Below are 22,533 nucleotides of genomic sequence, written 5' to 3' on the forward strand. Positions count from 1 at the left end.
CGACGCGCAGGATGTCGGCGACCTCAATCCGCTCGCCCATCGCCTCAACCGGGCGAAGCCTCCTCGTGGTGAAACAGCGCGAGGCGATCGAGCGGGCTGACGACGGCCCGCACAGTGCGCACGGCGACCTTGGCGTAGAGCGCCGTGGTGTCGAGCTTGGCGTGGCCGAGCAGCACCTGGATCACGCGGATGTCGACGGCGCAGCGTGTGCGGCCCGACGCGCTTGGGGATATCGGCCGCCCGCGCCGCCTCGCAAAGAGGAGGTTCACCGACAGGAGGAGATCCCGATGTCACGAACGCTCTCTAACCGCATGCTGCCGTTGACCGCTACAACGCGCTGCGCCGCCGCTTTCGCCTGACGCTGCCCGAGGTTGCCGCGGCGATCGGCTACAGCCTCGGCTACGTCAGTCCGTGGGGCCATTCCGGATCGTTGGCGATCGACCCGCCCGCCGTCGCCATCGCGCGGCTGACGGCGCTTCTCCGGGAGCGCGCCCTGGCATACCTCGAATACAGCGACGAGAGAGTAGCCTGACGGCCGCCCACGTAAACAATAGCCCCCAATTCTCGAACGTGGGGGCTATTGTGTACGTGGGCGGCCGCGGTCGGCGCCCATGCTTGATTCCTGAAATTGCAAGGCACGGCCAGCATCGACAGGGTTCGGACGAAGATTGGACAATCCACAACACCACGCTTTTCGTTGTCCGCCTCCGGCGTGCTTCGACGCTCGTTCTCCAAAAGCTACTTCACCCGGTCTACCTCGGTCTTCCTCTTCGAGGGACGGAATCCCTTCGGCCAGTCAAGGCTAGTGCCATGGCTTCTCGAAAAGGGCGTCATTGCGGCTCCGCCATTCGGTATTCGAAAGCCATGAATAGTCCTGGTCGGGCATGAGAGGGACGGTCTTCACTTCCGTCTCCGGAATGGGTAGGAAAAATACGTCGCGTTCCTGCGAAACCCGGAGAAACCGGATCGGCGCAATGATGCTGTCGGTTCCCGGGATGAAGAAGCCGCCGGATGCGATGACGGCATAGCCATCATGATCCTTCGTCTCGAAGACGACGTTCCTGACCTCCCCGATGATCTTGTCATCCGAACTGCGAACCTCGGATCCGATAAACTCGTTTGCCCTCAGACCGGGTGAGAGCTCGGCGATGGCTACGAGCGGCTTCGCACCCTCATCATCGCGATGCCCGGCGACTGCGCCGCGCTGGACCATCGGTTCCCTCGCGGCGAACTGCTGGTCGGCCTCGTCCTCGTCGTTCCGACCCATGCTGGCCATCGATGGCTCCGACACGAGTTCGCGGATATTGCCCATGATCCGAGCGCAGTCGTCATAGCGTCCGTACGACCACAAAATGAATGCGGAATCACGCAGGTGTCGGAGATCGCGCACCATACTGCGGCCGCTCGCCCCCCGGAGCTCTGGCTTCTGCATGATCGCCTCTTCCAACCCGGCGTCGGCGAGGTTGCACTCCTCGGCCGTAGCCGCCGTGGCCCCGAACATTCCGAGGAGAGCAAGGGAAAGAATGATGCGAGGCGATCTCATGGTCGGTCCAATCAGAGGGAAATGAACTCGTCGGGATGCAAAATTTCAAGGGACTGGTTCCGCTATTGCGCAGGTAGCAGGGAGCGGGATTGACGGTAGAAATTTAGTCCGGCTACGCTTTTCCGAACCTGATGCGGGTCTTCAGCAATTCTTCTAGCGTGGCGACGACTTCATCGTGCGCGTAGGGCTTGTCGAAGAACCTTGCGTTCACTGGCTATTCACCAACCTCAGGCCTGCCCCGGCCCGACATGACGATCACCGCAGCGTGGGGACATCGCTCGTGGACGATCCGGGCGAGCCCAAGTCCGTTCAGTGTTCCGGGCAGCCAGAGCCAAAGGATCGACGCGACGATGAACATGCCCCCGTAGGCTGCGTAAGCTCGTCCCGCCGCCTCCGTCTCGACGAGCGTAAGGAGCCAAGCGCGTCTGTGCACAGGTCTCATGACTCCGAAATTTTCGGCAGGGCACTGAAGGCGCGCGGCGGATCTTCGCCCGTGGCGAGCGGAGAACTGGAGCAGCGGCTACTCCGCCGAAATCTGCTCAGAGGTTTCGAGTGGAGGCCTATAGCCGGTCTGCCGTTCGAGTGCTTGCACGACCCGAGCCCAATGCATTTGGCCTTCATGATCATTGATATTTTCGGCGATCTTCCGAGTGTGCTCAGCCATCTGCCATGCACCTTCGGCATCATCATGCCGCAGAAGTCGTCTGACCGAATCATGGACAGTAAGCGGACGGGGTGATCCCTTCAGCCATGCGAGTGCGTGGCGAGCGGCGCTTTCGAAGTGGGCAATCACGATCTATCCCTCTGCTCCCGCCTCTTCCCGCGTACCCTGCCGCCAATGTTCCAGAAGCATCACTGCATCATTGATGGTCACGATGCGTTCCGCGACATCATCCGGTATCTCGATCCCAAACTCTTCCTCGAACAACATGGTCATTTCGACCATCTCGAGGCTGTCAGCACCGAGGTCATTGACGATCTCCGCGTTGTCATCAATCGCACCTCGATCGAGATCCAGATGCTCAGCCACGATGGCCTTCACTCGTTCGGCAATGTGACTCATCGCGAGTTCCTCGAAGCGTTGCATCAGAGGGTCTCGTAGAGCGGGCAACGAGCAGAATTTAGGCATAATATAAGCGGTGATTTGCCGCGCATACTGCGCCGAAGCCGCTCGCAACTCTCACCATGGAAGCGGATGTTTAGATCAGTGTCGCGGCAAGGCTCGTAGATGGCGGCTCGTCTCAATATGACCCCACCGGTCCCCGCTTTTCTTTCCACTCCGCATCAAACCCATAGGCCCAAAGAGCGTGATCAGAAGAGCGCGGCGAGTGAGGATTGAGAGCCGCGGCGCCTTCTGTGCGAAATGCACTACGACCCGCTTCCCACACGGTCCGCTCGTGTTCGGCGGCCGCGATCTTCTCGGCAAGGTCGTTGGCGGTGTCTTCCATGGGCTGTTCTCGAGATCCGCACGCGCTTTTGGACACTAAGGCCAGTCAACGCACTGTCTCACTTCTAGTCGCTATATCAGGCAGATGCCCCGATCCAGTACCACGCATTGCGTCAGTCCGGCCTGACCGTGCCGATCAAAACCTGCGCTCTGATTGATGACAATCCAACGCCCGCTGATGGCTCGCCCCGGATCAGAAATTTTTTCTGAACTGACGCTCGGGCGAGGGCGTGCAGCTTGGGAAACTTCGCGAGACGCCCACGCTTCACCGTCGCCGGATCGATACCTTGCCGACGGCCAGTCATTCGCTTGCAACAGAACGCATTGGACCACCTCGAACGCGCGAATAGGACGACCGCTCAATTCTCGAACGCCAGCCGCGCCGAAATCTCCGCCCAGTTCCGTGACGCGCTGGCGGCTGCGCCAAAGGCTGCTGCGAGCTTCTCGAGCTGCGTCGGGTCGGCCGCCAGTGGTCTGCCCCCACTGAAGTGGTCCTCCCTGAAGTATGGTTTTTCAGCCATTGGAGGACGAGAGCATGCCGCAGAAGAAGCACAAGCCTGAAGAGATCGTCGCGAAGCTGCGGCAGGTCGATGTCCTGGTATCGCAGGGGCGATCTGTTGCCGAGGCGGTGCGCGCGATCAGCGTGACGCAGTTCACCTATTATCGTTGGCGCAAGGAATACGGCGGCCTGAAGGGCAACCAGGTCAAGCGCCTGAAGGACCTTGAGAAGGAGAATGAGCGCCTTCGAAAGGCGGTTTCCGACCTGACCCTTGAGAAGCTCATCCTTCGAGAGGCTGCGTCGGGAAACTTCTGAGCCCCGCCCGCCGCCGGCGTTGCATTGAGCATGTCAGGACGATGTTCAAGGTATCCGAACGCTTTGCTTGTCGTGTGCTCGGTCAGCATCGCTCGACGCAACGCAAGACGCCGACCGGTCGAGCTGATGAAGCGGCGTTGACCGCCGACATCATCGCGCTCGCCACCCAGTACGGCCGCTATGGGTATCGCCGGATCAAGGCGTTGCTGCATGCGGCCGGGTGGACGGTGAACGTCAAACGGGTCGAGCGCATCTGGCGACGGGAGGGGCTGAAAGTGCCGCACAAGCAGCCGAAGAAGGGTCGGCTCTGGCTGAACGATGGATCCTGCGTCCGTCTACGGCCGGAGTATCGCGACAATGTCTGGTCCTACGACTTCGTCGAGAGCCGAACCCACGATGGGCGGAAGTTCCGCATGCTGAACATCATCGACGAGTTCACCCGGGAATGCCTGGCGATCCGGATCGATCGAAAGCTGGACTCGACCAGCGTCGTCGACGCCTTGACCGACCTGTTCATCCTGCGCGGCGTGCCCGACCATATACGCTCAGACAATGGGCCGGAATTTATCGCTAGGGCAGTGCGGGAATGGATCGTCGCCGTGGGCGCCAGGACGGCGTTCATCGAGCCCGGCAGCCCATGGGAGAACGGCCACTGCGAAAGCTTCAACGCCCGACTCCGGGACGAACTCCTCAACGGCGAGATCTTCTACTCGCTGGCCGAGGCCAGGGTGGTGATCGAAAGCTGGCGCCGCCACTACAACACGGCACGTCCGCACTCGTCATTGGGCTACCGCCCGCCGGCACCGCAGGTCCTGCAATGGCCCGCTTCGCCATCCGGACCAGCTTCGCCGGCCACGCCAGCCTTGGCGCAAAGGCCGCTCATGAACTAAGATTTGCCCTGGACCACCCGGTGGGGGCCGACCAGTAATGATGCCAACGGCCGCCCCTTGGAGGCTCCGATAAATTGATCGCATTGATGCTGGGACGAGCGCCAAGTCGAACAGTTTCAGGCGCTATGCGGCAGAATTTGGCATGATGTCCAGCCGGACGACAGAACGTCAACGTGCCCATCAAGCATGTGCTCAGGGTTGCCTCTTCCCCGAGACGGCGCGGGATATCTTTCGAGATTTTGGGCCGAAAGCGGATTGGCAGCTTACAAGGTCTCGCGGACCTTGCGCGCCTCTCCCCTCTTCCAACGGTTGAAAATTGGTGGCCCAGTGATCGTGAGCATCCGTCTCTGCACCGGACAAGCCGGCGCGCTACGCTCTGCAAGGTACACCGCGGTCGCTGCCGCTACTCCGCTGCCAAGGTGAACGCGTCCTCGTACTGCTCGTATTCGTCGTTTTCGTCACGCTGCGAGGCGGTCAGCTTCGCCAGTTCGGGAACGTCGATCCTCTGGAACAGCGGAGCCTTGAGAGCGGCGTGAAGATCGACTTCCTCCCCGGAGAGTGCGCGCTGGATGGAGAGCCCAACCATTCGCGCCATGCGCGGCGGGAAGGCGTTCGCAATCTGCCGGAACCGGGACAGCCTGTTGCCCTCAAAGGTCCACTCGTCCGGGAAATCCTGGAGCCTGGCGCACATCTCGAGCGTCAGCCGGGGCATTCCGACGAAGTCCGGTCCGGGCGCATCCTTTGAGACGTAGCTCGGATCGACGCCGAGTTCCAACCACCGCTTCCGCGACTTCGGCTGCGCGAGATCGAGTCCGTTCTTCTTCTTGCTACCGCCGATGAGCGTCGGTGCCATGCCCCGCGTTGTGTCAGCCCAGGCCTTGGCGCCTGCCCAGCCGCGCGCCGCCATCAAGTCGTAGAGGAGGGAGCCGACATCCGTCGGACGAATACCCGGAACCTTTGGCCAGCGAAATCGGTGCATGTTGCCATCCCGCATGGCGACGAGGATGGCGCGCTGGCGGTTCTGGGCAAGACCGAACTTGCCCCCGGCGAGGATGCGCCAGTCAACTTCATAACCGATCTCGGCAAGCCGCTCGCGGACGGTGAGCCTGCGACCGGAATGCGTCACCTGCATGATGCCGGTCACGTTCTCGATCATCACGGCCTTCGGGCGCAATGCTTCGACGATGTCGAGCGCGCGGTCGAAGAGATCCCGCTCGTCCAATGCGCCGAGACCTTCCCCGGCCTGCGAGTAGGGCTGACAGGGGAGGCCTCCCGCGATGAGGTCGACGCTCTTGAACCGATCGAGGTCGAGGGTCGTGATGTCTCCCTCGACGACGGGCCAGGATCTCTTGTTGGACCTCAGCGTCGCCGCGGCATCCGGGTCCTGTTCGACGAGACCGACGTGGTGGAAGCCCGCTGCGTGAAGACCGATCGCCTGCCCACCGGCGCCGGCACAGAGCTCGAGGACGGAGTAGCGATAGGGCCGCGACGGGCGGTGGTGACGGCTCTTCGGCGAGAGGTCGAGCGGGACTATACCCGGCTTCGTCACTGGCCGTGATCGCAGTGGGCTGACATGGCCGCTGCCTGCCCCCAGCGCCCAGAGCAGGGTCGCATGGTAGCTCGGCTCGATGAAGAGGGGATGCAGATCAGGCCATGACCAATCTTCCTCAAGGCAGAGCCTGCCGGCGGCGATCTCGTCAAGCACTCGGTCCACTGACGCCCAACTTGTCTCGGTCCCGATGCTGTTGGGTATCAGTTCCGACGCAGGGACGAGCGTCCTCAGCTTCCGGAGCGCCTTGCCGGCGCTGGCCGTGATAACGGCGACGCGATCCTGCGCCTCTTGCGAGCGGTCGTCCGGCGCCGTCTCATTGTAGAGGTCGGCGAAGTCGTTTGCGAGTTGCGCCAGATCGTTCCGGAAAGACTCGATGTCCTCCTTTGCCTTCTGACGAGCGCCTCTGACGAGGTCCTTTGCAGCGAGGTCTTCCTCATTGGGAATGTTTGCGAGAATGTCCCGTCGTAGGTGCCTGAGGTTGATGTTGGAGAGGCTGCGGCCGGAACGCAGCATGGTGATCGCCTCGGCTCGCACGAGTTGCGGCGCTTTCGCGATGCGGAGGATCGCGCCGGCATCCGTGCCGGACTCCTCGATGATCTGGCGGTCGGCGCCGAGAGCTTCGGGCAGGCAGAGATAGGAAAGGGCGTCAGTACGCGGGATCTGGCATTCGTCCTTTAAGAAAGCGAGGAGCTTGCCCTTCGTCATCCGCTCGCGAAGGTTGGCGCATTCGTCCGCAAGGGTGAATGCCTCCCGAACGGCCTTCTTCTGCTGCGCCATGACACGCTTGCGGAAGAGCTTCAGCCTCTCGGCAAGCTGCCGGTCAGGAGAGGTGTTCTCAGTCTTCGACTTTGCCGCTCGCGTCGACTGGGTAGTCAGAAGAGTGGCGCTCACTTGCAGCTCGGGTGTCGAAGTCGTCATAGGTTCCTCAGCAGTCCTGTCGATCCAGGAGACTGATGGCACGGCTGACGTTCCAAATTCCCTCAGAGGATGCATCGAATGCGATCTACCTCTCGCGAAGAGGTGGCTCGGCAGATCCTGTCAGGACATTCCCCGCTCAGCACGATGGACGATCTCAGACTAAGGATCGTGGGCGACGTAGTAAGTGAATGTCGCGACAATCGAGCCTCCTACGGCCTCGCGGGTACGCGGATCGGCGATGGCGATCTTCTTGCCGGAATAGTCCACGAAGTCTTATCGCCGGCCACGTGCTCCTGGCGCATCGTCGGAGACAGGCGACCCTCGAAGCCGCGGTACAACTCGCAGAAGCGGCTATATCCGTAGCCGCCCGGATGAACGGCACGGTATTCTTCCCACAGGATCTGCAACGTTACCGCAGGCTTCCTCATCTCCACGACGAGCGTCGCCCAGTCCGGTTCCGGGCGCCGCCGCTGGCCGTGCTTCCCGCCGGCACGGACGAAGAGCTTCCCCGAGCAGGTCGAAAGACTGATCGTGAAGGACGACCAGCCTGCTCGCCGGCTCACCACCATCCCCGGCGTCGGCCTCATCGTTGCGGCGACAGTGCGAGCGACGATCCAGGATCCTCGTGCCTTCCGGACTGGGCGCGATCTGGCCGCCGAGATCGGGACCACGCGAGCCAACTCTAGTGGCGGCAAGCCGGCTCCGAGCGACAGCCTTCCCCGTCCGAGGCCGCGGGGGGGGGGGGGCTCACATGTGAACAAGGAGAAGCGTATTCGCCGGCGGTGCCGGGTCAAATTGAAGTATGTCTGTTTACGAAGCCGCGCGGGTATGGCCGTTTTCGTAGAAATTTAGTCAAGTGTCTGTCATCGCGGAAAATCTATAATATTTGCCAATGCGGAATTTGAACCGAGTTCAAAATTGAACGGTGTTCAGAATTCGCCTGTTAACTCATCGGGACCGGTTTATATTTTCTCTTGCTATCCACGATTGATGGCCTCACCTTTCCGACGGGCGGACTTGCACGGGCAGGTCGCCGACTTCGACAGGACAGGAGAACGACATGATGGATGGCAAGATCGTGATGATGCGCCGGGTCGGAACGGGGCGCCACGTGTGGTCGACCGGGGCCGACATGAAGGACCTGGAGAGGCAGCTCTCCGAGGTCTGCGGATTCTGGAACGGGTACAACCAGTGCAGCCTCTGGAGCATGCGTAAGCAGCCCGATTTCGACTACTTTGACGCATGCCTCCTCCCGGTCCACCTCGAGCCGACGGAGGATGCCATTCACGAGCGCGGCAAGTTCATTGGGCACTACGTGGCGGTGATCTCCACCGGGATTTGCGAAGCGGCCTAGGGCCAACGGCGCGGGGCCGCCTTCTGGACGATGAAAGACTTCTCAGTGAACGGCTTTGGCTTGTCGAACGCCTCCCGGACATGCGCTGTCAGCTCGCGTTGCGCGGCAAAGGCGGCGCGGTTCAAGGTCGCCGCGGCTGCCTTGGGTAGCGCCTGTCGACCGATTGCGTACAGCGATCGTACGTAACTCGCATAGTCGATGTCCAAGCCAAACGTGCTGTTGCGGGGTGCTGCCATGTCTGAATCGCCGGGTTGGTAGGAGTCTCCCCATCCCGAAGACCCCCTTCGCAAGATGCTAGGAGGGCGTCCCCGGGATTGCGGAGTCCCGACCGTCAAGGAACGGCAGGATTCGGCGTCTGATAAGGTACCGGACTCGCTCGATGGTAATCGTCTGGCCTCGGCAGGATCGAACCTCCGCCCGCTGAAATGCCATTGCCATCGCCGCTTCCGGGGAGCGCCGGGTGTCGGCAACGTAGATCTGGTAAAGCTCGACCGCCGCGCGGACGAACTCGTCGCCGTAGGTTGTCGAGTAGGATGTTGCAGGATGTCCTGCGCCACAGTACTCGCCCTGGTACTCTCGGCATACCGCCAGCAGCTTGAATTCCTGATGCGCTCGACCGCCCACCGCTTGGTCCTTGACCTCGAGTATCCGGCCCATGATCTTCCCTCCGAAGTTCCAGCGCACATTGGCCGTGACACCGAAGGGGCGCAAGCACGCGGGTCATCTCAGGCAGCAGCGCCGGTGCCTCCTTCGTGCCGTTCGCAGGAGTCATGGTGATCCGGGTGCGGAACTTGCGCCGCGGCCGGAGACGCGCTGGAAAGCATTTCCGACGAGGAGGGCGGGTCCCTTTCCCCGGTCACCGACGTCTCCCTAGCGTCGGTTGCGATCGTCTGCTTCGGTGGTGCGACGGAGGGCGACGAGTTGAGAATCAGGACAAGCAACGCCGGCATGCAGACTTTCCGGCCCAACGAGCCCGAAATGACCGACGGCGCAGCTACCTTGCGGCTGGATCCTGTCCGGGCGCACTGCAAGCCGGCGCTCGAAGCCACGACGACGGCACGCGCCGCGGATACAGGGGGGCGGGGTCCGGCTCCTGTTGCGCGTAGACCAAACGCCGGCGGTGACGGCTTCGCCGCAGCCAGCCTGTCGCGTCGAGTAACTGTGCGCTTGCGCTCGGTGCGGTCGATCTGGCGCCATTCGTGAGCTACGGATGATTTCCGCCGAAAACGGGCCGCCCTGCAGCGCTTTGCCAGAGATATCTGCGGCAAACCGGTAAATGGGGGGTCCGAATGCTTGAATTGACCGTCGCGCTCGTTCTCTTTCTGTTTCCGCTCGCCTACAGTCCGGGGCCCGGCAATATGTTCTTTGCGGCCATCGGCGGGCGGTTCGGGGTTCGCGCCTCTGTCCCGGCTTCGGCCGGGTATCACCTCGCGACCTTTGTGGTGACTGTCGCAGTCGGGGTCGGCTTTGCCGCTGTCGCCCGCGTCAGTTCCGAGGTCTTCGAAATCATGCGCTATCTGGGGTCCGCCTACGTGTTCTGGCTAGCCGCGACGTTCCTGCGGGCGGGCGCTACTGCGGATGACAGGACCGCGCGTCGCGCCACGATGGTGGATGGCGCCGTTCTGCTTCTGCTCAACCCAAAAGCCTACCTGATCATCGCACTGATGTTCACCCAGTTTCTGCCGGTAGATGCCACGTCAAGGGTCGGATTGGTGCTCTGGATCACGACAGTGTTCACTCTGAACAACCTCGTCGCCTTCACGGTCTGGACAATCGCCGGAGACTTGTTGACGCGACGGTTCAGGAACGAGAGGAGCGCGCGGCCCCTGAACATTGCGTCAGGGCTGATGCTGGCGGCCGTGGCGCTCTGGATCCTGCTAAGGTAATTGCACCCATGCCGAAACGCCTTGCGCAGGTCGCCCTTCTGGTTCCCGACTATAACGACGCGCTGGCGTTCTTCCTGCGCATCGGTTTCGAGTGCCGGGAGGATACCGACCTCGGGCAAGGAAAGCGGTGGATCCGCGTCGCGCCGCATTACGGCGAGACCGAAGTCCTGCTAGCGCGCGCCACGAATGCGCGGCAGGCCGCTGTGATCGGCAATCAATGGGGCGGAAGGGTCGGGTTTTTCTTGCAAACAGAGGACTTCGATGCGGACCAAGCACGGCTGCGGGCTGCGGGCTGCGGGCGTCCAGTTCGAAGGACCGGCCCGCCGCGAACCCTATGGGCGCGTCGCCGTCTGGTCAGACCCCTGGGGCAACCGGTGGGATCTGATCGAATTTTCATGATTGGAGAACTGCAGCGAAGCAACAGGTCGCCCTCGATCCGGATCTCGATCATCAGCCACGTCGCCTTCGGCGCCATCCTCGCAGGGCGTACCTCGTACTAGTCCTACTGCGTCATAAACCGGGCAGGATTCGGTTTGGTGGATGTTTCGTTGCACAACAAGGACATCGCTCGGGACTTCGCGCGAGTGCGCTTGTGAGGCGTCTTCGCACGGTCGCGATCGAGTTCGGCACGTGCCTTCCTCGAGGCGATCGCCGATCCCGAAACCCTCGACGCGGACGACATCCAGAAACGAGTCGCCAACCTTGCCCGCCGCCGAACCGTAGGCAAAGCAGCCTTCGTAAAGAGCCAAAACCGGATCAACTGTTCACCGCGGCCTTCGCCAAAGGCTTTCCTCTCACGTAGCCCGACGGCTTATCTGCCAGTTTGCTGGGGACGGCGCCCAACCGAGATGGCGGCCAGCAGGCGCTGCCATGGGGCCTTGAATCGGGGTATAGGTATGGGTCAGACCAGCGCCGCCAGCCCGCGCCGGATCAGGTTTGCGCCGAGGATGAGGAGGCTCAGAAACAGCCATCGCCGAAACCGCGCCGGCGCTATCCGTTGTCGAAGGCGCTGCCCCATAGCCATCCCGGCCAGTGCCGGCACGACCAGTAGAAGAGACGTGGCGATCCCCTCAAACGCCGCGGTGCTCTGAGCGGTCAGGATCGCCCCTATGGTAAGGCTGGACAGGGCGAACGACAGGCCCATTGCCTGGACAAGTTCGTCGCGCCGGAGCCCCAGCGCATTCAGATAGGGCACGACCGGCAGCACCAGCGTGCCAGTCGCCCCTGCCGTCAGGCCCGTCATGAGCCCGATCGCAGGTCCGAGAACTCGCTCGTGCCGACCCGGCGCCGCAAAGCTAGCGCCGGCAAGCCCGAGCACCGCATAGGCACAGAGCGCCGCCCCGAGCAGGATGTCGAGGGTGCCTTGGTCGGCGCGAAAGAGCACCGCGGTCCCCAAGAAGATCCCGGGCACGGTCGCCAACAGCATCGGCCAGAGCCGCTTGAGCAGCCCCTCGAAAAAACCACCAGTGGCGGCTTGCCAGACATTGGTCAGGAACGCCGGCGCCACAAGCAGAAGCAGCGCCTCACGCAGGCCTAGCGCTGTGCCGAGCAGGGCCAACACAACAGTCGGCAGGCCCAGCCCGACGAGACCCTTGACCGCGCCGCCGAGCAGGAATGCGCCGACCGCGATCAAGACCAAAGAAAGATCCATGAACCCGTCCCGGCGAGTATCTCAAATAGCGATGTGCGGCGGCGCTATCGCATGATCCAGACGTGATTGCCATCAGACCGCCTTTGTATCAGTCATTGCGACCGCCCGAGAGATTTTGCTTCTGCGGCGGGAGAGACTTCCAGAATGCGTCTGCAGTCGTTTCCAGCCGCACCCCATTCTTGGTGAATGAGGCAGCTTTGCTGGAAATCTGCACTGTTCTTTGCCCGCCGCCAACTTCGTCATTCAGCTCGGCAACGATAAGGAAGTGCCCAACGGCGAGAGCAACCACCTTCGTCACTGTTCCAACCCTCACGCCGTTGGCCGTGGACAGTGGCTTCCCGATAAGAATTGACGGATCGAATGCAGCACTGCCGTGGGCGCCGGCTTCGGGTGCAGCGACGGGGATCTCGAACGCGGAGGCCGGTGCGAGCATGGATGCCAGCATCAGCAGCAGAGCCGGGATCTGAAGCATCCGTCTCATATTCGGCATCCAACCCTAGATTCGTTCCTTGCGCGATGAATGTGGCCAGCCATAAATCGCAACTGCCTCAGCCTGGAAAGGTGACCGGAAGCCCTTGGCGGACTCCCGGTCCAACGGCAGCAGCGGAAGGGACGGGACGCCGCTGCCATTGTTCTCGAATGTCGCCTGTTCCTTGGAAGCAGTAGTCCAAGGTCGGCGTCCATAGGGTGCATCAAACTTCGCTGGGATACCTTGCGCTGCAGGAGACCTCTCCTCCGTTCCACTGCAGCGTCAGTTTCGCGGCATACGAGGCGCGGTCGTCCATGCCGAGCGCCACATTCCCCAAAACGATCTCCTCACCTGACTTGAGGTCGAAATCGCCGCTCTGAGCTATTTGAGAGCTTCCGGCACTTCCGCGCTTATCGACCTCGAACTGATAGTCTCCCGCAACCATCCGGTCTGCGGTGGCGACCGCCTGGAGCTGGACACCACGAGAGACCTGCGTGCTACGCAACTCGCATCCCACTCCATCTTCTGTTTCGGTCGCCGTGTGGGCTATGGCTGCCGCCCCGTGCAGGTAGACGAATGGGATGAACGGGAGTGCGAGCAGGGTCATGAGCTTGAGCATGTCTTCCTCCTCACCGGTGGTGATAGGGAGCGCGCCTAGCGCTCCCTATCATGCCTCGGGTCACTTGCGGCCCTGGATCACCACGGAAATGTTGCCATTGCCGGACTGGTAGGTCTCGGCATACTGGCCCTTGCCCACCTGAATGGTAGCAGAGGTGTTGTTGGAGCCGTTCTGACCGGTGACTGCCGTGTGATCGCTGCCGATCTGCGCAGTTCCCGCGACGTTCCGGCGTCCGGTCTGGACAGTTTCGGCATGATTGTTGTTGCCGTCCTGGCCGCTCACGGCGTAGTTCCGGTCGCCCCACTGATCGGTGAAGGCCTGGTTGCCACGGCCCAACTGATGCGTGTCGGAGATGTTGGCGCGGCCGCGCTGGAGAGCCCGGCCATCGTTTCCGCGCCCCCTCTGAGAGTGGAAGATCTTGTTGCGCTTGCCCTTCTGGGAAACACCGGCGCTGTTGGAATAGCCATGCTGCTCAATGACCACCTTGTTACCGGCATAGGCGGCGGGAACATTGGCGGTGACGAGCAGGCCGAGCGCGCTCATGGCGGTCAAAAAACGCTTCATGGTCTTGTCTCTCCATCTCAGGGCCGCAGCGCGGTCCGTTCTGCTGATGGAGACTGTTTTAGCCGGGTGCCTGTGAGTCCGGCCTGAATGGGCCGTTTAGCCAATGTTCAGAAAGGGTAGACAGGTGTGGGAGTTCTCCCGCAGCCGTCGACGGTGGGCCGTCGGCTTAGGCTTTGGTGCGCCGGCGTTGTTTTTGTTTTTCAAGGCAGCGACGATTGTTTGGCTCTTGCGTGATCTACTGCGCCGAACCTAAGCTCGACTTTGTACGTTTTCCGGATCAGGTCCAGGTCCAGAAGATGCCCTCATTGGCGATGAACTCGAGCGCGTCGTCGAGAGGCATGACGACGCCGCCCATGTCGTCGGCGTCCTCCCATTTGCGGCGGTGTGACCAGTAGCCAAGTCGGACCTCGTCACCAGTGCCTGTCGGCTTGAGCCGGGCAATTGGCGCTTCTGTCTCGAGAAGGTAGAGGTGGTAAACGCCCTTGTCCCTGTAGGAGCCGACTCGCCCACCATCGGCGTCGCCGCAGGCTTCGATGCGGGCGGCGATATCGTCGTGCTGCATGGCTCGATCATAAGCGGTAAAGCTGCAAGAGCGGTGATTCACTTCGCCACAGGCCGTCCTTGGCCGTCAGACGCTGACGGATTGGTGCCGGAGCGCAGCCTCGTGTCGATGACGGTGCGAATGCTGGCTTCGCCCACAGACGCAAGGCCGGGCTCAACGACGAACCCGTGAGGGTGTGGGTCAATGGGGGCAGATGGCGGATGGGTCAGTAGTGTCGATGAACGGCCAAGGGAGGGAGCCCTGATCCACCCCAGCCGATGATGACGCGGAGACCGCTCCGGCTTCGACAATCTGACTTTCGCGCGGATCGCGGCGCAAGGTCTTGAACGATGGTTGGAAGAGCTCTGTGAGGAGTTACGTACCGGCGGTTATTGGCGGCAGCCCCAGGTGGCCTTCAGCACTATCAAAATCCTATGATCAGTTGTCGTTGGGGATGGGGCCGTGCAAGGCTGTGCGGTGTAGCTGTCCGCAGATTGCGGGCAGGCGGTGGTCGATGTTGCGGAACGACCTTCCGTGAGATCCAACGCAAGCTCTCGAGTTGTGCGAGTATGGCGGATCAACCGCAAGAAGGTGGCAGTCGCTCGAGACGCAAGTCAGAGCCGAAGCCCAACGGGCACACGGATGCCAGAGGCGGCGAGGCTGCCCTCCGGCCCAACGAGAATCCCCGGCCCCTGGCCGCCATCGGCGGCGGCGCGCCCGACGTGGCGGCTATCCCGGTCGTCGGCATCGGCGCGTCGGCAGGCGGCATCGAGGCGCTGAGCCTCTTCTTCGACGCCATGCCGGCCGACAGCGGCTGTGCCTTCGTGGTGGTGCTGCATCTCGATCCGAAGCGCGAGAGCGAACTGGCCCGCATCCTGGGTACCCACACGACGATGCCGGTCGTTCAGGTCGAGGACGGCATGCGGCTGGTGCCCAACCACGTCTATGTCATCGCGCCCGATACGGATCTGAAGGTCAGCAACGGCGGACTGCAAATGGCGAGGCCGACGGAGCCGCGTGGCCATCGCCACCCGGTCGACGTGCTGTTCTCCTCCCTCGCCGTGGACCAGCGCCAGCGGGCGATCGCCATCGTGCTGTCCGGAACGGGAAGCAACGGGACCGCGGGGTTGCGCGATGTCAGGGCCGAAGGCGGCATGAGCCTGGTGCAGTCGCCCGAGACCGCGAAATTCGACGGCATGCCGCGGAGCGCGATTTCGGCGGATCTGGCCGATCACGTCGTGGCTCCCGAACAGATGCCGGACATCCTGTCGGCCTTCATGCGCCACGGCTATGTCGCCGCGCCGGCCGAGATCGAGGCCACTTCTCCCGAAGGCCATGCGACGCTCAGCCAGCTTCTGGATCTCCTGCGGGCACGGGGCGGACACGATTTTCGCGGCTACAAGCAATCGACGCTGAGGCGGCGCGTTCATCGCCGTCTCGGCCTCAGAAACATCGCGACACTGGACGAGTATATCGACGATCTGCGTACCAACGCCGACGAGGTCACCGCGCTCGTCGGCGACCTGATGATCAGCGTCACCGCATTTTTCCGCGACGCGGACGCCTGGAAGGCTCTCGGGGACCTGGTGATCGCGCCCATGGTCGCGGAGCGCGAGACGGGCGCTTCGATCCGGATCTGGGCACCGGCCTGTTCCACAGGCGAGGAAGCCTATTCCCTCGCCATGCTGGTGAGCGAGCATGGCGAGGCGGCGGGCAAACGCTTCGACCTGAAAGTCTTCGCGACCGATGCCCAGGAAATCAACCTGCGCAAGGCGCGCGATGGCATCTACCCTGCCGCCGCCTTGGCCGGCTTTCCGGCGTCGCGCCTGACGCGCTTCTTCGAGAAGCTGGACGGATCGTATCAGGTCAGCAAGGATCTGCGCGACATGGTCGTGTTCGCGCCGCAGAACCTGTTGCGCGACCCGCCCTTCTCGCGACTCGACCTGGTGTCGTGCCGCAATTTCCTGATCTACCTGGAACCGGCCGCGCAGCAGCGGATCGTCGCGCTTTGTCATTTCGCCCTGCGGCAAGGCGGCCATCTGTTTCTCGGCAACGCCGAAACGATCGGGCGGCACGAAGAGCTGTTCGAAACCGTCTCGAAGAAATGGCGCATATACCGCCGGCTGGGAGCCACCCGGCACGACCTGATCGAGTATCCGCCGCCGCGGGGCCGTTCGGAACCGCGCCTTGTGGCGGGTCCAACGCCCGCAGGCCAGCAATCCGGCGCTTCGGTCGCAGACATGGCCCGTCGTGCCTTGCTGGAGCGCTACGCCCCGGCTTCGGTGCTGATCGACCAGAAGGGCCGCGTCCTTTATTTCCACGGCACGACCCGCGACTATCTGGAAAACCCGCCCGGCGAGCCGACCCGGGATCTCCTGACGATGGTCCGCGACGGGCTGGCCGCCAGTTTGCGGGCCGCGATCCGCGATGCTTCGAACGAAAACAGGAGCGTGACGGTCAACGCCCGTATCCGGGAGAGCCAGACCGGCCGAAGTGTCGCGATGACGGTCATGCCGCTACCAGCCTCCCCGCAGGACGAAGGCCTTCTGCTGGTCAGCTTCGCTCCCGCGCCGGCGCAGCCCGGTCCCGCTCCGTCCTCTGCGCGGGACCACGCGGGCGAGGCCTCATCTGAAGAACGTGCCCTTCAGGAAGAATTGCGGGCCACCCGCGCCGAACTGCAGAGCACCATAGAATACCAGGAAACCACCAACGAGGAGCTGAAGGCGGCGAACGAGGAAGCCACCTCGATGAACGAGGAGCTCCAGTCCACCAACGAGGAGCTCGAAACCTCGAAAGAGGAGTTGCAGTCGTTCAACGAGGAGTTGAGCACGGTCAACAGCCAGCTTCAGCACAAGATCGGCGAACTGGAAACCACCACCAACGATCTCAACAACCTCTTGACCGGTTCGGAGGTGGCGACACTGTTCCTCGACGAAACGCTGCGCATCAGATGGTTTGCCCCGGCAACCAAGGAACTGTTCGATTTCGTCGCGTCGGACATCGGCCGTCCGATTGCGCATTTCGCGCGCAAGTTTGCCGACGAACACCTGTTGCAGGATGTGGAAACGGTCCTCAGGAAACTGTCGGTCATCGAGGCCGAAGTGCCAAGCGATGCAGGCCGCTGGTACATGCGCCGCGTGCTGCCCTATCGGACCCAGGACAACCGTATCGCCGGCGTCGTCATCACGTTCACCGACATCACCGACCTGAAACACGCCACCGATGTGATCAACGACGCGCGCGTCTATGCCGAAACCATCGTGCGGACAGTCCAGCATCCCCTCCTGGTTTTGGACAGCAATTTGCGCGTCCAGACGGCCAACGAAGCCTTCCGCGAGCTGTTCGCCGTGTTCGACAAAGAACCCAAAGGTCATGTCATCTTCGAACTTGGAACCGGCGAGTGGAATAGTCCGCCGCTGCGCTCCCTACTGGACAGGGTCCTTTCGGAGGATAACGACATATACAATTTCGAGTTCGAGCAGGATTTCCATCGGACCGGACGGCGATCGATGCTGCTCACTGCGTGCAGGTTGCGACAAGAGGGAGGCCGTGACGACCTGATCCTGATCGCCATCGACGACGTCACCGAGCGCAAGCGTTTCGAGGACCATCGGGAAATCCTGGTCGGCGAGCTCAATCATCGGATCAAGAATGTCATGGCGACGGTGCAGGCCATCGCGTCGCAGACCCTCAGCAGCGCCACGACGATGGAGGAAGCACGCGACACCTTCGGATCGCGACTGATCGCGCTGGGCAAGTCACACGATCTTCTAACCCGCGAGAACTGGGCCGGCGCGGATCTGCGGAACATCGTCTCCGAAACGGTTGAGCCGCATTCGGGCGGATGGAACCGCTTCCGGATCGACGGCCCCTATGTCTGGCTGTCGCCGAGCGCCGCGCTCTCCATCTCCATGGCGCTGCACGAACTGGCCACGAACGCCGCGAAATACGGCGCGCTCACGGTCGAAAAGGGCCTGGTCGAGATTGCCTGGCATCTCGTCGGCGAGGGGCAGGATCGACGGCTTGCGCTGCGGTGGACGGAAAGCGGTGGCCCGCCTGTCACCTCGCCCACGCGCAAGGGGTTTGGATCGCGCCTTGTCCAGCGGGTGCTGGCGGCGGAACTGGGCGGAACGGTGAGCGTTGCCTATGAGACCTCTGGCGTCGTCTGCACGATCGATGCACCCATGCCCGACGGTCAGAACAGGAGCAAAACCGGTTGACCGGACCAGCATCGAAACGGGTTTTGATCGTCGAGGATGAAGCGCTGCTGGCGATGCATCTGGAGGATCTGCTCAGCGCACTCGGGCACGAGGTCGTCGAACACGCCACGCGGATCGACATGGCCATGAAACTTGCCGGCGACTGCGACATCGATTTCGCGGTTCTCGACATCAACGTGGCCGGGACGCAGTCCTTTCCGGTCGCCGATATTCTGCGCCAGCGTAGCATTCCCTTCGCCTTTGCGACGGGATACGGGGCCGAGGGCCTGTCCGACAACAATCGGGAATCCCCGGTGTTGCGGAAGCCGTATTCGCAGGCTGACCGGGACCTAGTCAGTGGAGCCCGCCCCGCCCTTCATCGTCAGGCGGCACCGTCCGCCGCCTCGTCGGCGTCGACAAGGTCGTTGTAGACCCAAGCTGCAATACGCAGGGCGCGAAGGCCCTGGCGGCCTCCAACGGGGTCTGAACGCTTTAAGGCGGCGTGGTCTCCGGGATCTCCACCACTCATAGAAGGAGGGGAATAAAATCGGTCTGGTGGTCACCTCGACAGAATTCGGCTGGCCCCTCGCGCCCACGGCGCGTTCGAGATCAGCGTCAGTTTGGAATCCCAAGCGAAGTGGCTCCGCTTCACTGTTCGCTCACCGTCCGACATTTTGACCCCTTCGTTCACAAAGACGCAGCCGTTGCCCGCTGGGCGTAAGCAGTCTCGGGCGGTGCGAAAACCCTTCCACGCGGATGGATGGATCGCAAGCGAAGCGGGTGAGGAGGAGTCTCATCTGAACGTAGACTCCTCTGTTGGCGAGGCGAGTCGACAGGATCCGCCGGCGGTGAACCGCTTGGCATCGGAGAGAATAAATAATCACGAACTCGTGATAACGGACTAATATATGACGGACGGCTACCAGCAGTGCTCGTAAACAGGATTAGCGTAATAGTTGACAAGGATTCGATGTAGCGATTTTTCCGGTGAATCCTTGTAGGTCGAGCGAGTCCTTACTCCGTAACCGAAATTATCTAAACGCGATGACCATGGCGTGTATGGCCGATGCGCAGAGGGTGCTTGCCTTCCACTATGCGACGCCACATCATCCTCTCAGGCGACCTTGCAGGGGCAAGGCGCCTAGGTCCGAGGGGCCGAGGGAGATACGACTATGCAGACAGAAATCGCGCAAGCGCTGCTCGGCGAGAATGGCAACGAGGAAGCCATCCTCCACTCGGTCGACGGCTACGAGGCCTGGAAAGCCGCGCGCAGCATCGTCGAGGCGATGGAAGAGAACGAGGAGATCAACGGGCCGGGCACCTACGCGAGCTGGACGGACGCGACGCAGGTGATCGCCACCTACGATGGCCTCGGTGAGGCGTTCGAGGCGCTGCCCGCCGACAGGCGAGTGCCGGCCCGTGCACTGATCGTCGCCGGCGTCGACCGCGCTCTCGGGCTTCTGAAGACCCACGGCCACCTCGGCGACAAGGCGCTGCTCCTCGCCGACGAGCTCGAACGCCTCAATGACGACGACTTCGAGGCCAAGGCGCGGACGGAGATCGCCGACGAATTGGAAGTGGCTGCCTACGACGCCACCTGCCGGGAGGGTAGCGCCTGGCGAGACTTTGGTGACTGCGCCGCCAACGAGGGCATGTGCGTCCACGTCAACGGCATCGAGCTGTGCTTCGAATACCGGATGCCGCAGGACTGGGTGTCGTCGCTGGCGCGCGAGGACCGCGACGAAGACGAGTGGGAGGCCCTGTCCGACGCGGAGCGGGGCGACCTCGAGCACGAGGCGCTCATCGCGCAGATCCAGGCGGTCCGCGAGGAGGGGGCGGACGTCGGCGAGATGTGGCACCAAATCCAGCACTACCTCATCGAACTCCGGTCCGGCCTCGAGAGCGAGCTCGCGCACCTTCAGTACCTCCACGAAGAGGAAGCCCGTCAGGCTGCCTGACGAAGTCGACGGCGGGGCTCCGGCCCCGCCCCTCGCCGCGCCGCGCCGCCGACCGGGGGCCGCGCGGCGAGGGGCGGCTACCGCACCTGGGAGAGAGACACGACAATGAAAAAGACCGAGAGCAGGAAGGCCGCGTCGGCCTACAGGAGCGCCGACGGGTGGTCCGGTGGGCGCGGGCCAGCCGAGGTCGTCGCGCGGCTGGCGGCTGGGTTGACCTCACCGACTTCGGCGTTCCGGACTGGCGCGGCCTCGACGTCGCGATTGCCTTCCTCGGGGAGAACGCGGCCGCCGACCGAGGCATCCGAGAGTGCGGAGAGCGATGGCGGCCTACGACGCCTACTCGCATCACGACGATGCTTCCGACACCGCATTGTGCGACGTCGCAGCACGCGCGATCGCCGCTGAGACTGAGGTGCTGGAGGCGGTTGTCGCCGCCAACAGGCGCGGCGACCCCGACCTGTGGGAGCTGGAGAGGGCGGCGTCCGAGGTCGGCATGCAGGTCCGGTATGTCCGCACATTTGGCGAAATGGAGATCCGCCGGCAGGGCCGCGAGATTGCGACGGTCTGGCGCGACAGGTCGAACGACAAGTGGCGCGCGCGACCTGCGACGGCACGCAGTACCGGGGCGCACTGTCCGAAGACAACCAGCAGTCGTCAGGCCTGCGCTGGGCGACCAGCCGCCGTCTGCCGGACCTCGGAGGCGTGGGCGTGTCGACCTACGCTACGCCATTGGAGGCTGTGGGTGGCGTCGACAGGCTGCGCGAACTCGCGCGCGGGATGACGAAGACGAGCGCGAGTGCGCTGCGGAGGAGGCTTGGGATCGGCAACTGCTGGCCAACGCCTGAAACACCCAACGAACGAGGGGACAAACCATGACCGCCACCGACCGCTACAACGCCCTCCGCCGCCGCCTGCGCCTGACGCAGCCGGAGATTGCCGTCGCCACCCAATACAGCGAAGGCTACGTGCGCCGCTGGGGCCACGCCGGAGCGACGGCGCTGCCGCCGCCGGCGGACGCAGTCGACCGCTTGGCGGCCCTGCTGCGCGAGCGCGCGCTGGCCGACCTCGTGGAATGTGGAGGAGTGATTCAATGACCCGGACCGACGCCGAACTGGAGGCCATCATCATGGCGAGGACCGCCGACGTCTTATGCCAGCATCTCTCCGCCGTCGACGGCGTGTGCCGGGTCGAGGTTTACGACCCGCCGGGCGCGGACGACGAGAACTGGGCCGTATCACTCACTGCGTCGCCCGAGCGCATCGAGGCGGAGTTCTACAGCAAGGGCGGCGTGCGCGGGACCGTCGTCTCGAACCCCGTCGACGCCGAGGCCGCACGGGACGACTACGAACGGTTCCTGCGCGATCCCGCGTCGTGGTCGCGACTCGCCTGGCTCGGGACGTCGAGGGACAGCGGCCCAACACGGACCACGCAGGATGAAGAGAGCGCCGGCGACGAGGCCGCCCTTGGTGCGATGCAGGAGCCAACCGAGATAGGTGGCGAGCTGCTGGGCCTCGGGCCCGGGGAGGAGCATGCAGTAGTTCAGTGCGTGCAGAAATCGCTCCTCGCCGATCCACCGCTTCTCGTCGACGAGGATACGGTGCATGACGGCGATCTGTCCCGCCGGGCCGCCGAATGAGAGACAGGCGATCTTCGCCCAGACGCGGACCGCCTCCCCGAAGGGGATGCCATGGTTGGGGGCGCGGGCGGACCCCGAAGTTTTGAGGCGGGATGCGGGCAGAACGGTCATCTCACGCCCCTCCCTTCCGAGCGGGCCAGTTATGGGTCTCGTCCGTCGCGTCGCGGCACCAGCGGTAGAAGGCGTCGTAGAGGAGCGTCCCCGCCTCCAATTGCTCNCCCCTCCCTTCCGAGCGGGCCAGTTATGGGTCTCGTCCGTCGCGTCGCGGCACCAGCGGTAGAAGGCGTCGTAGAGGAGCGTCCCCGCCTCCAATTGCTCGAGGTCGTTCGCGTACATGCGGGAGAGACCGAGGGATGCGGCGAGAAGGCCAGACGCCTCCGGGCGAGGTCCGGCCGGGCGGTGTCGGCGCCCCGGACGAGGGCCGCCAGCCGGAGCAGCGGCGGCGTCGAGAGCCCAAGCTCCTCTACCATCGTGTCAAAGGTGCAGCGCTCG

At 63.2% G+C, this 22,533-nt stretch carries 19 protein-coding genes and 6 pseudogenes; 10 read left to right on the top strand and 15 right to left on the bottom strand.

Annotated features, from left to right (window positions below; genetic code table 11):
* Positions 1–44 precede the first annotated feature (44 nt).
* From VQ042_RS20565 to VQ042_RS20585, 5 genes and pseudogenes are all read right to left on the bottom strand, one after another.
* Positions 45–252, bottom strand: a pseudogene (locus VQ042_RS20565) (integrase); the annotation flags it as partial.
* A gap of 550 nt (positions 253–802) precedes the next feature.
* Positions 803–1,501, bottom strand: coding sequence for a PRC-barrel domain-containing protein (locus VQ042_RS20570; protein ID WP_331822176.1), 699 nt, complete (start codon positions 1,499–1,501; stop codon positions 803–805).
* Positions 1,502–1,868: 367 nt separating this feature from the next.
* Positions 1,869–1,964, bottom strand: a pseudogene (locus VQ042_RS20575) (YnfA family protein); the annotation flags it as partial.
* A 375-nt stretch (positions 1,965–2,339) separates the two neighbouring features.
* The gene (locus tag VQ042_RS20580; RefSeq protein ID WP_331822194.1) at positions 2,340–2,606 is read right to left on the bottom strand and encodes an acyl carrier protein; all 267 of its coding nucleotides are present in this window, start codon (positions 2,604–2,606) and stop codon (positions 2,340–2,342) included.
* A 178-nt stretch (positions 2,607–2,784) separates the two neighbouring features.
* Positions 2,785–2,991 (bottom strand): hypothetical protein, encoded by a 207-nt coding sequence (locus VQ042_RS20585; protein WP_331822177.1) that lies wholly within the window; start codon positions 2,989–2,991, stop codon positions 2,785–2,787.
* A gap of 534 nt (positions 2,992–3,525) precedes the next feature.
* On the opposite strand from VQ042_RS20585, the gene VQ042_RS20590 reads away from it, so the two are divergent.
* Positions 3,526–4,694 (top strand): IS3 family transposase gene (locus tag VQ042_RS20590; RefSeq protein WP_331822178.1). Its coding sequence is split into 2 segments (ribosomal slippage): positions 3,526–3,790 and positions 3,790–4,694, totalling 1,170 coding nucleotides; the frame shifts between segments, so codons are not numbered across the junction.
* 403 nt (positions 4,695–5,097) lie between these two features.
* On the opposite strand, the gene VQ042_RS20595 is transcribed toward VQ042_RS20590, so the two are convergent.
* A complete protein-coding gene (locus VQ042_RS20595; protein ID WP_331822179.1) occupies positions 5,098–7,137 on the bottom strand; it encodes a DNA cytosine methyltransferase in 2,040 nt (679 codons plus the stop codon).
* A 558-nt stretch (positions 7,138–7,695) separates the two neighbouring features.
* Here VQ042_RS20595 and VQ042_RS20600 point away from each other — a divergent pair.
* Positions 7,696–7,860: pseudogene (locus VQ042_RS20600) on the top strand (transposase); the annotation flags it as partial.
* A gap of 364 nt (positions 7,861–8,224) precedes the next feature.
* The gene (locus tag VQ042_RS20605; protein ID WP_331822180.1) at positions 8,225–8,518 is read left to right on the top strand and encodes a hypothetical protein; all 294 of its coding nucleotides are present in this window, start codon (positions 8,225–8,227) and stop codon (positions 8,516–8,518) included.
* Here VQ042_RS20605 and VQ042_RS20610 read toward each other — a convergent pair.
* Together VQ042_RS20610 and VQ042_RS20615 are read right to left on the bottom strand one after the other, a co-directional pair.
* The gene (locus VQ042_RS20610) at positions 8,515–8,754 is read right to left on the bottom strand and encodes a hypothetical protein (RefSeq protein ID WP_331822181.1); all 240 of its coding nucleotides are present in this window, start codon (positions 8,752–8,754) and stop codon (positions 8,515–8,517) included. The genes VQ042_RS20605 and VQ042_RS20610 overlap by 4 nt on opposite strands.
* A gap of 58 nt (positions 8,755–8,812) precedes the next feature.
* Positions 8,813–9,175, bottom strand: a complete 363-nt coding sequence (locus tag VQ042_RS20615) for a hypothetical protein (RefSeq protein ID WP_331822182.1) — start codon at positions 9,173–9,175, stop codon at positions 8,813–8,815.
* Positions 9,176–9,807: 632 nt separating this feature from the next.
* Here VQ042_RS20615 and VQ042_RS20620 point away from each other — a divergent pair.
* Both VQ042_RS20620 and VQ042_RS20625 read left to right on the top strand, forming a co-directional pair.
* Positions 9,808–10,404 carry a LysE family translocator gene (locus tag VQ042_RS20620; RefSeq protein ID WP_331822183.1) on the top strand — a complete coding sequence of 199 codons (597 nt, stop codon included), beginning with the start codon at positions 9,808–9,810 and terminating at the stop codon, positions 10,402–10,404.
* A gap of 8 nt (positions 10,405–10,412) precedes the next feature.
* Positions 10,413–10,803: pseudogene (locus VQ042_RS20625) on the top strand (VOC family protein).
* Positions 10,804–11,305: 502 nt separating this feature from the next.
* Here VQ042_RS20625 and VQ042_RS20630 read toward each other — a convergent pair.
* From VQ042_RS20630 to VQ042_RS20650, 5 genes are all read right to left on the bottom strand, one after another.
* Complete coding sequence (locus VQ042_RS20630; RefSeq protein ID WP_331822184.1) at positions 11,306–12,055, bottom strand: sulfite exporter TauE/SafE family protein; 750 nt, start codon at positions 12,053–12,055, stop codon at positions 11,306–11,308.
* Positions 12,056–12,143: 88 nt separating this feature from the next.
* The gene (locus tag VQ042_RS20635) at positions 12,144–12,527 is read right to left on the bottom strand and encodes a hypothetical protein (protein ID WP_331822185.1); all 384 of its coding nucleotides are present in this window, start codon (positions 12,525–12,527) and stop codon (positions 12,144–12,146) included.
* Between the two features lie 220 nt (positions 12,528–12,747).
* Complete coding sequence (csgH, locus tag VQ042_RS20640; RefSeq protein ID WP_331822186.1) at positions 12,748–13,143, bottom strand: curli-like amyloid fiber formation chaperone CsgH; 396 nt, start codon at positions 13,141–13,143, stop codon at positions 12,748–12,750.
* Positions 13,144–13,203: 60 nt separating this feature from the next.
* A complete protein-coding gene (locus VQ042_RS20645; RefSeq protein WP_331822187.1) occupies positions 13,204–13,707 on the bottom strand; it encodes a hypothetical protein in 504 nt (167 codons plus the stop codon).
* A gap of 277 nt (positions 13,708–13,984) precedes the next feature.
* On the bottom strand, positions 13,985–14,269 hold the full coding sequence (locus tag VQ042_RS20650; RefSeq protein WP_331822188.1) for a hypothetical protein: 285 nt from the start codon (positions 14,267–14,269) through the stop codon (positions 13,985–13,987).
* A 701-nt stretch (positions 14,270–14,970) separates the two neighbouring features.
* On the opposite strand from VQ042_RS20650, the gene VQ042_RS20655 reads away from it, so the two are divergent.
* The 5 genes from VQ042_RS20655 to VQ042_RS20675 all read left to right on the top strand — a co-directional run bounded on the left by VQ042_RS20655 (position 14,971) and on the right by VQ042_RS20675 (position 21,499).
* Positions 14,971–18,468 (top strand): chemotaxis protein CheB, encoded by a 3,498-nt coding sequence (locus VQ042_RS20655; protein ID WP_331822189.1) that lies wholly within the window; start codon positions 14,971–14,973, stop codon positions 18,466–18,468.
* Entirely contained in the window at positions 18,465–18,878 is a 414-nt protein-coding gene (locus VQ042_RS20660; protein ID WP_331822190.1) for a response regulator, read from the top strand. Before VQ042_RS20655 ends, VQ042_RS20660 begins: the two co-directional genes overlap by 4 nt.
* A gap of 741 nt (positions 18,879–19,619) precedes the next feature.
* Positions 19,620–20,405 carry a hypothetical protein gene (locus VQ042_RS20665; protein WP_331822191.1) on the top strand — a complete coding sequence of 262 codons (786 nt, stop codon included), beginning with the start codon at positions 19,620–19,622 and terminating at the stop codon, positions 20,403–20,405.
* A 319-nt stretch (positions 20,406–20,724) separates the two neighbouring features.
* Entirely contained in the window at positions 20,725–21,186 is a 462-nt protein-coding gene (locus VQ042_RS20670; protein ID WP_331822192.1) for a hypothetical protein, read from the top strand.
* Between the two features lie 91 nt (positions 21,187–21,277).
* Positions 21,278–21,499, top strand: a complete 222-nt coding sequence (locus tag VQ042_RS20675) for a hypothetical protein (protein ID WP_331822193.1) — start codon at positions 21,278–21,280, stop codon at positions 21,497–21,499.
* A gap of 329 nt (positions 21,500–21,828) precedes the next feature.
* On the opposite strand, the pseudogene VQ042_RS26055 reads toward VQ042_RS20675, so the two are convergent.
* Together VQ042_RS26055 and VQ042_RS20690 are read right to left on the bottom strand one after the other, a co-directional pair.
* Positions 21,829–22,282 (bottom strand): annotated as a pseudogene (locus VQ042_RS26055) (chromate transporter); the annotation flags it as partial.
* Positions 22,267–22,533 (bottom strand): annotated as a pseudogene (locus tag VQ042_RS20690) (chromate resistance protein ChrB domain-containing protein); the annotation flags it as partial. The pseudogenes VQ042_RS26055 and VQ042_RS20690, both read right to left, overlap by 16 nt.

Origin of the sequence: Aurantimonas sp. A2-1-M11, assembly GCF_036549475.1 — a bacterium.
Taxonomy (GTDB): domain Bacteria; phylum Pseudomonadota; class Alphaproteobacteria; order Rhizobiales; family Rhizobiaceae; genus Aurantimonas.